Annotated in this window: 7 protein-coding genes and 1 pseudogene; 5 read left to right on the forward strand and 3 right to left on the reverse strand. The window is 51.1% G+C overall.

The features are described 5' to 3' along the window. Positions 1–12: 12 nt before the first annotated feature. Positions 13–654, reverse strand: coding sequence for a hypothetical protein (locus GHN86_RS19545; RefSeq protein ID WP_177111994.1), 642 nt, complete (start codon positions 652–654; stop codon positions 13–15). Then, positions 566–1419 (reverse strand): IS5 family transposase gene (locus GHN86_RS19550; RefSeq protein WP_153387159.1). Its coding sequence is split into 2 segments (ribosomal slippage): positions 566–1063 and positions 1066–1419, totalling 852 coding nucleotides; the frame shifts between segments, so codons are not numbered across the junction. The genes GHN86_RS19545 and GHN86_RS19550 overlap by 89 nt, the downstream gene beginning before the upstream one ends. A gap of 346 nt (positions 1420–1765) precedes the next feature. Between GHN86_RS19550 and GHN86_RS24115 the strand changes: the two are divergent. From GHN86_RS24115 to GHN86_RS19570, 5 genes and pseudogenes are all read left to right on the forward strand, one after another. Beyond that, a pseudogene (locus GHN86_RS24115) lies at positions 1766–1933 on the forward strand (PAS domain-containing protein); the annotation flags it as partial. A 177-nt stretch (positions 1934–2110) separates the two neighbouring features. Next, entirely contained in the window at positions 2111–3220 is a 1110-nt protein-coding gene (locus tag GHN86_RS19555; RefSeq protein WP_371105869.1) for a methyl-accepting chemotaxis protein, read from the forward strand. Between the two features lie 36 nt (positions 3221–3256). After that, positions 3257–4987, forward strand: coding sequence for a putative bifunctional diguanylate cyclase/phosphodiesterase (locus GHN86_RS19560; RefSeq protein ID WP_153387161.1), 1731 nt, complete (start codon positions 3257–3259; stop codon positions 4985–4987). A gap of 210 nt (positions 4988–5197) precedes the next feature. Beyond that, entirely contained in the window at positions 5198–5467 is a 270-nt protein-coding gene (locus GHN86_RS19565; RefSeq protein ID WP_003253606.1) for a hypothetical protein, read from the forward strand. An 80-nt stretch (positions 5468–5547) separates the two neighbouring features. Beyond that, positions 5548–6401 (forward strand): IS5 family transposase gene (locus tag GHN86_RS19570; protein ID WP_085983057.1). Its coding sequence is split into 2 segments (ribosomal slippage): positions 5548–5901 and positions 5904–6401, totalling 852 coding nucleotides; the frame shifts between segments, so codons are not numbered across the junction. Here the strand turns inward: GHN86_RS19570 and GHN86_RS19575 are convergent. Then, entirely contained in the window at positions 6346–6987 is a 642-nt protein-coding gene (locus GHN86_RS19575) for an MFS transporter (RefSeq protein ID WP_323369996.1), read from the reverse strand. The two genes, GHN86_RS19570 and GHN86_RS19575, sit on opposite strands and share 56 nt — an antisense overlap. Positions 6988–7108: the final 121 nt, after the last annotated feature.

Consider the following 7108-nt stretch of genomic DNA (forward strand, 5'->3'; position numbering starts at 1 on the left):
CCATTTAGCCAGTCATTTGGCAGGGAGAGCAAGGCTCGTAATAAAGCTTATTGCTACTAGAATGCACATTCCAACTAACAGCGGAATTGATCCAAATCTTTCTAGAGCAAGTGCTGCTGCTATGGGGCCTACAGCCTGGGCAATCAGCATCGGGCGAGCCAGCAGCCCCATACGTGCTCCGTAGCCATCCGCGCCGAATAGAGCCAAGGGTAATGTTCCGCGAGCAATGGTCAGAATTCCATTACCTGCTCCGTAAAGCGCCAAGGCTACGAAGGCCAGCCACGGGATGGCCGGTAACAGCAGCGCAATACCCACCCCGCATAGCAGGATGGCGATACGAGCCGACCAGGTAGGGTGTAGGTTTCGCCCAATCGAAAACTCTGCAAGGCGTGCCATGACTTGAGATGGCCCAATCATCATTCCTATGGCCAGTGCTGTTGAAGTTGCGATGCCAAGCAGTTTTAGCACATCAAGTAGGTGGACTGAGACGGAAGAAATAACCAGCGACTGGAATGTCAGCAGCGCTGCCAGCAGGATGAATATGCGATTGGTTAGTTTGCTGGAACTAGGCTTTGTACGAAAAGTATTGCCGCATGCAACGTAGGCTGCAGGCCAAGGTGACCATGGCTGCAAAGCTCTTGGCCAGCTTGTCATAGCGAGTGCCGATCCTGCGATTTTCTTTCAGCCAGCCAAACATCCGCTCAATGATGTTCCGTTGCCGGTATTTGGGCCGGTCAAACAGTCGGGGCAAGCCAGGTCGAGGTTTGCGCGGCATAGCGCGCAATGGGATTACCGGCTGCATTCGGTAACGGTCGCAGTACTGGCGCAGGTGCTCGGCATCGTATCCCTTGTCAGCCAGCAACCACCGGCTACGTTTACGCGGTCGTCCTGGCTTGCCAGCAATTCTTACAGCATCCAGCAGCGGCTGAGCGTGGGAGACATCACTGGCTTGTCCTGGTGAAAGCCTGAAATGCAATGGCACGCCATTGGCATCGCACACCATGTGAATCTTGGTGGTCAGACCGCTTCGACTGCGCCCCAAGGCATGGTCTAACGGTTCTTCAGGCCCCCCTTTTTCCCGGCGCCTGAAGAGGCTCGGGTTGCTCGTACTGCGGTGGAGTCGATCATCCAGGTGTCCAAGTCGATCAGTCCTTCCCGGTTCAGCCGAATATGCAGACGCTCCAGTACTCGCTCGAATGTGCCGTCGTCGCGCCAGTCACGAAAACGCTGATACACCGTTGACCAAGGCCCAAAGCGTTCAGGCAGGTCGTGCCAGGGAGCGCCCGAGCACAGGATCCACAGAATTCCGTGGAGAACCTGACGATCATCGTTGCGAGGACGGCCCATTTTCTGTTCTGGAGAAACCAAATCCTTGATCAGCTCCCATGACGCATCAGAAAGTTCGTAACGCCTTGCCATACGGGCCTCCAACCGGTCATGGCGGCAATTTTAGCCACAACGACTTTTCGTACAAAACCTAATTCGCACTGGCAGGGGGACTTCAACCGAAGTCACCAGTGTCAGATAATGGTTGCAGCTGAGAACCATGGCTTAGCGTACAAACATCTCAGTGCTCTGTGATTTCCCTTTATTTCGCATGACCCGTTAGTCACGCCTTATGGCATAATGCCATTATTGCTCATGGAGACTCATCTTGCGCTCGAACCTGCCTGTCACAACCGTTGAACAAATATTTCCAGTCCAGCAGCGATTGATCTCTGCTACGGATACGAATGGGAATATTTCCTATGTGAATGACGAGTTTATGAGAATAAGTGGCTATTCTCGTGAAGAGTTGTTGGGCAGTCCGCACAATTTGGTTCGTCATCCCGACATGCCTCCAGCTGTTTTCGGGCTGATGTGGGGCTATCTGAAGGCTGGCAAAAGCTGGATGGGTATCATCAAGAATCGCTGCAAGAATGGTGACTTCTATTGGGTCAGTGCGTATGTGACACCTATTCTCGAAGATGGCCGCTTAACAGGCTACGAGTCCGTTAGAGTCAAGCCGACTCGGGAGCAAATTGATCGCGCACAAAAGCTGTATGACCGGTTGCGTGCAGGTAAAAATTCCATTCCCCAAAATCGTCATTATGCGGCATTCATGAGGAGGATGGTCTTACCTGCAACTGCGGCTGCGTTGGCAATAGGTGCGGCTAGCGTGCTGCCAAGCCTGGCAGCACAAGCGGTAACTGCCGTGCTCTTTCTCGTTACAGGATGGTGGTCCTATACGCGGCTGGAACATCAGTTGAGTCATATCATGAAATGCGCCCCTGACGCTTTTTCAGATCCGATTAGCGCCATCACTTACAGCGATACGTATGGCCCTTCAGCGCAGTTGGAAATGATATTGATTAGTGAGGATGCACGCCTTAAAACCGCACTGACTCGGCTAAGCGATCTGGCCAGCCAAGTGGCTGAAGCCGCTGCGCATTCCTCCTTACTCTCGAACCAAACTGAAAATGCCTTGCTGGAGCAGCGAGCGGAAACGGACATGACGGCAGCCGCCATGACGGAGATGGCGGCCTCAATCAACGAAGTGGCAGGGCATGTTCAAAAAACCGCCATGGAAGCGCAAGCAGCAAATGAACTGGCTGAACAAGGTGATAAAGTCGCCGGTACTTCCCGTGAGGCCATTCAGTTGCTGGCCAGTACCGTCACGAATATCAGCACTGCTGTGGATTACCTTGCCAATGAAACCCAGCAAATTATGGCTGCTGCGGGGGTGATTCAAGCCATTGCTGATCAAACCAACCTACTCGCTCTCAACGCTGCAATTGAAGCGGCTAGGGCTGGTGAGCAGGGTCGTGGTTTTGCGGTAGTAGCTGATGAAGTCCGGGCCTTGGCCGCTAAAACCCGCGTATCGACTCAACAAATTCAAAACGTCATTGAAACCCTTAAAAAAGGCGCAGATGAGGCTGTGAGCATTGCCAAACTCGGTATTCGCGAGGCCGACCACGGTGTACAGCAAGTTATAGAGGCGCAGTGTGCTCTCCAAGGCATTCGCGATGCTGTTGAACGGATCAGTGGTATGAGCCAGCAAATGGCAGCCGCTTCAGAAGAGCAGGCTAGTGTCGCTGAAGATATTGCTCGGCAGATTAATAACGTAGCGGGAACGGTTGAGAGAACAGCGAAGAATGCTAACTCCGCCGTGATTCGTGGCCGCGAACTTGAAAGTACATCCCGTGGTTTAAACTCGTTGGTTGAACGGTTCAACAGGTAGTGACCTTATGACTATTTTGGTGAATTAGGTTTATATATGAGTGCAAGATACCGTGCAGCGGTGGATGCGGCAGCTATTTTCTCGGAAACCGATAAATCCGGAATAATCACCTATGTCAATGAACAGTTCTGTGATATTTCTGGCTATAGCGCACAGGAGTTGATTGGGCAAAACCACCGCATACTAAACTCAGGGCAGCATCCCCCTGAGTTCTTTATTGATATGTGGAAAAAAGTTTCACGTGGGCAGGTATGGAAAGGTGAAATTTGCAACCGTAAAAAGGATGGCAGCCTGTATTGGGTAGAGAGCACCATTGTACCCATGTACGATGATGCCAGCCAGCGGGTGCAGAAATACGTTTCCATTCGTTTCGATGTGACCGAAAAGCGGAAGTTTCTGGAAACCTTGCAATGGCAGGCTGAGCACGACGAGCTGACGGGTCTTCCAAATCGTTTTTTGCTGTCCAAAGCGCTTGATCAGGCTATTGTCAAAGCAAAGAGCCAGCCCAGCACGCTTGCCGTGGGCGTGCTTGATCTCGATGGGTTTAAGCAGATTAACGACCGCTATGGCCACGAGATAGGTGATCGTCTGTTAGTGGCGGTGGCTGATCGCCTGAAACATAGTATGCGTATCGAAGATACCGTAGCCCGTTTGGGAGGCGATGAGTTCGTGCTGATTTTGGGTGTGCGGGATCCCAAGGTGTTGGAAAGCGCCCTGCAGAGGCTTTTAGCTGCCCTTTCCGCCGTCTACATCATCGATGGCATAGGCATTAATATTTCCGCCAGTATCGGTGTGACGCTCTATCCAAACGATAATGAGAATGCCGATACACTGCTACGTCATGCCGATCAGGCTATGTATAAGGCCAAACAAAGTGGCCGTAACTGTTTCCATTTGTTTGATGTATCAAAAGATAAGATGGATAAATCAGCTTTTGATACCGTAATACGGGTTCGCCAAGCGTTACATGATGGTGAGTTATGCTTGCATTATCAACCAAAAATAAGTTTGAGCAGTGGGGCAGTGATTGGTTTTGAAGCACTATTGCGTTGGCAGCATCCGCGAGATGGACTTATATTACCGCAGTATTTTATACCGTTGATTGAGCAGAGCGATCTGATCGTGGAGATCGGCGAGTGGGTCATAGATCAGGCGCTCAGTCAAATAGAACAATGGGCGGACTTGGGTCATTCGTGGTCTGTGAGTGTAAACATTGCAGCATTACATTTGAAAAAAGAAAACTTTGTAAAGTCCCTAAAGTTTTTGCTGGACAGCCACCCTAATATTTTGCCGCAGATGTTGGATATTGAGATTACCGAATCAGTGGTGATAGAACACTTACCACATGTCACTCAGTGCCTCATTGCTTGCCAGGATCTGGGTGTGACATTTTCGTTGGACGACTTTGGAACCGGGTATTCATCGCTGAGCTACCTTAAACAACTGCCCACGCAGTCAATCAAGATAGACAAATCTTTTATACGCGACATACTCATCGATAAAGACAGCTTGGGGCTGACTAAGGCGATCATCGGCCTAGCGAAATCGTTTAACCGCGAGGTTATTGCTGAAGGGGTGGAAACGGTTGAGCACGGAGTGTTGCTGATGAACCTAGGTTGTGATGTAGCGCAAGGCTATGGTATTGCGAAACCCATGCCGGTAGAAAAAGTGCCATCTTGGGTGGCGAAGTTTGTCCCTGCTCATTTATCTAGAGGGGTAATAGATAAACCGCACCGTCCACGAACTGATTGCGTCGTCGCAACCTAGTGGATTGAGCGGTTAATTCATTTATCCACCGGTAACGATATACTGTGCGTCCAATGCCATGGATTGGTTATGCGCATGGCTCGACCGACTTTCCCCATTCGCTCGAAATATATTTTTTATGATACACTATCCCAGCTGTTTTTTTCTGGAACAATGAAATAATTAATATTATCACAAACAACAAATCGATAATAATAAAGAGGATCATATATGTCGGATCAAGAGTTAATACTAGAGCAACTCCGTAACGTGAATTATGATAAGTTAAGCAAACAAGATATCGTAACAATGCTAGATGCAGGGGAGCAGACTCTAGAAAATATGGCAGCATCAAGAAAAACTGCCATTGATATAATAGCAGAGGCAATGAACCAAACAAAGAATACGCTTGAGGCACTTGATTATTCTGGAAAGGTAGAAGCTGAAATCAGGAAAAATCTCAGCATACTGAGAGAGCTACTGATGACTGGCGATCTATAGCCCCCTAGACTGGGCGAATTAGGTTTTGTACGAAAAGTCGTTGTGGCTAAAATTGCCGCCATGACCGGTTGGAGGCCCGTATGGCAAGGCGTTACGAGCTTTCTGATGCGTCATGGGAGCTGATCAAGGATTTGGTTTCTCCAGAACAGAAAATGGGCCGTCCTCGCAACGATGATCGTCAGGTTCTCCACGGAATTCTGTGGATCCTGTGCTCGGGCGCTCCCTGGCGCGACCTGCCTGAACGCTTTGGGCCTTGGTCAACGGTGTATCAGCGTTTTCGTGACTGGCGCGACGACGGCACATTCGAGCGAGTACTGGAGCGTCTGCATATTCGGCTGAACCGGGAAGGACTGATCGACTTGGACACCTGGATGATCGACTCCACCGCAGTACGAGCAACCCGAGCCTCTTCAGGCGCCGGGAAAAAGGGGGGCCTGAAGAACCGTTAGACCATGCCTTCGGGCGCAGTCGAGGCGGTCTGACCACCAAGATTCACATGGTGTGCGATGCCAATGGCGTGCCATTGCATTTCAGGCTTTCACCAGGACAAGCCAGTGATGTCTCCCACGCTCAGCCGCTGCTGGATGCTGTAAGAATTGCTGGCAAGCCAGGACGACCGCGTAAACGTAGCCGGTGGTTGCTGGCTGACAAGGGATACGATGCCGAGCACCTGCGCCAGTACTGCGACCGTTACCGAATGCAGCCGGTAATCCCATTGCGCGCTATGCCGCGCAAACCTCGACCTGGCTTGCCCCGACTGTTTGACCGGCCCAAATACCGGCAACGGAACATCATTGAGCGGATGTTTGGCTGGCTGAAAGAAAATCGCAGGATCGGCACTCGCTATGACAAGCTGGCCAAGAGCTTTGCAGCCATGGTCACCTTGGCCTGCAGCCTACGTTGCATGCGGCAATACTTTTCGTACAAAGCCTAGGAATGGACGAGGGACTTGTAAGAGGTGCAGATTCGGCTGGGGGGTCTTTCTCGCTGGGAATTGTCAGAAGATGGATTGGTAGTCCAACTACCAGGTGCATTGCGGCTAAGGAAAAGCAACTGTACCTCCACCCGATCTGGTGCTCTAGGCCTGCGATCAGTGGCCAGCCTAAGGTGCTGGCAAACCCACCTAGCAAGGTTAGACCAGTCATCGAGGCACGTGCGTGGTCGCCAAGTAGTCGTCCGAGAGTCGAAAACGCTGCGTCATAAAGGCCAGCAGCCATGCCCGCGCCGATCAGCGTCCATGCTAGGTAATAAACGGCCAAGTGACTGGCTAAGCCCATCAACAGCATACCCATCGCCAAAAATAACGAGCTAGCTGCCAACACGGGGCGTCCCCCACTTTGATCGATCCATCGTCCCACCATGGGCGAGCAAGCTCCTGCGACCAGCAGTCCCCAAGATAATCCAATCACTACGCTCGTAACTGACCATCCTGTTTCTTTGGTGATTGGTGTTGCAAGAACTGCTGGCAGGTAATAGGTCGAACTCCAAGCAAGGATTTGTGCGATGCCTAATGCCCACACAAGCTTGAATCGGTTGATAGGTCGTTGGCTGCTTTCTAGGTTTTTCGTAAGCGCTCCATGAACCCCATATTCAAAGCGCTTAGCTGACCCCCGATGCTGTGCTCCCGATTTTCTTTCTGGA

It is taken from the genome of Pseudomonas helleri (assembly GCF_009600315.1).
In the GTDB taxonomy this organism is placed as follows: Bacteria; Pseudomonadota; Gammaproteobacteria; order Pseudomonadales; family Pseudomonadaceae; genus Aquipseudomonas; species Aquipseudomonas helleri_A.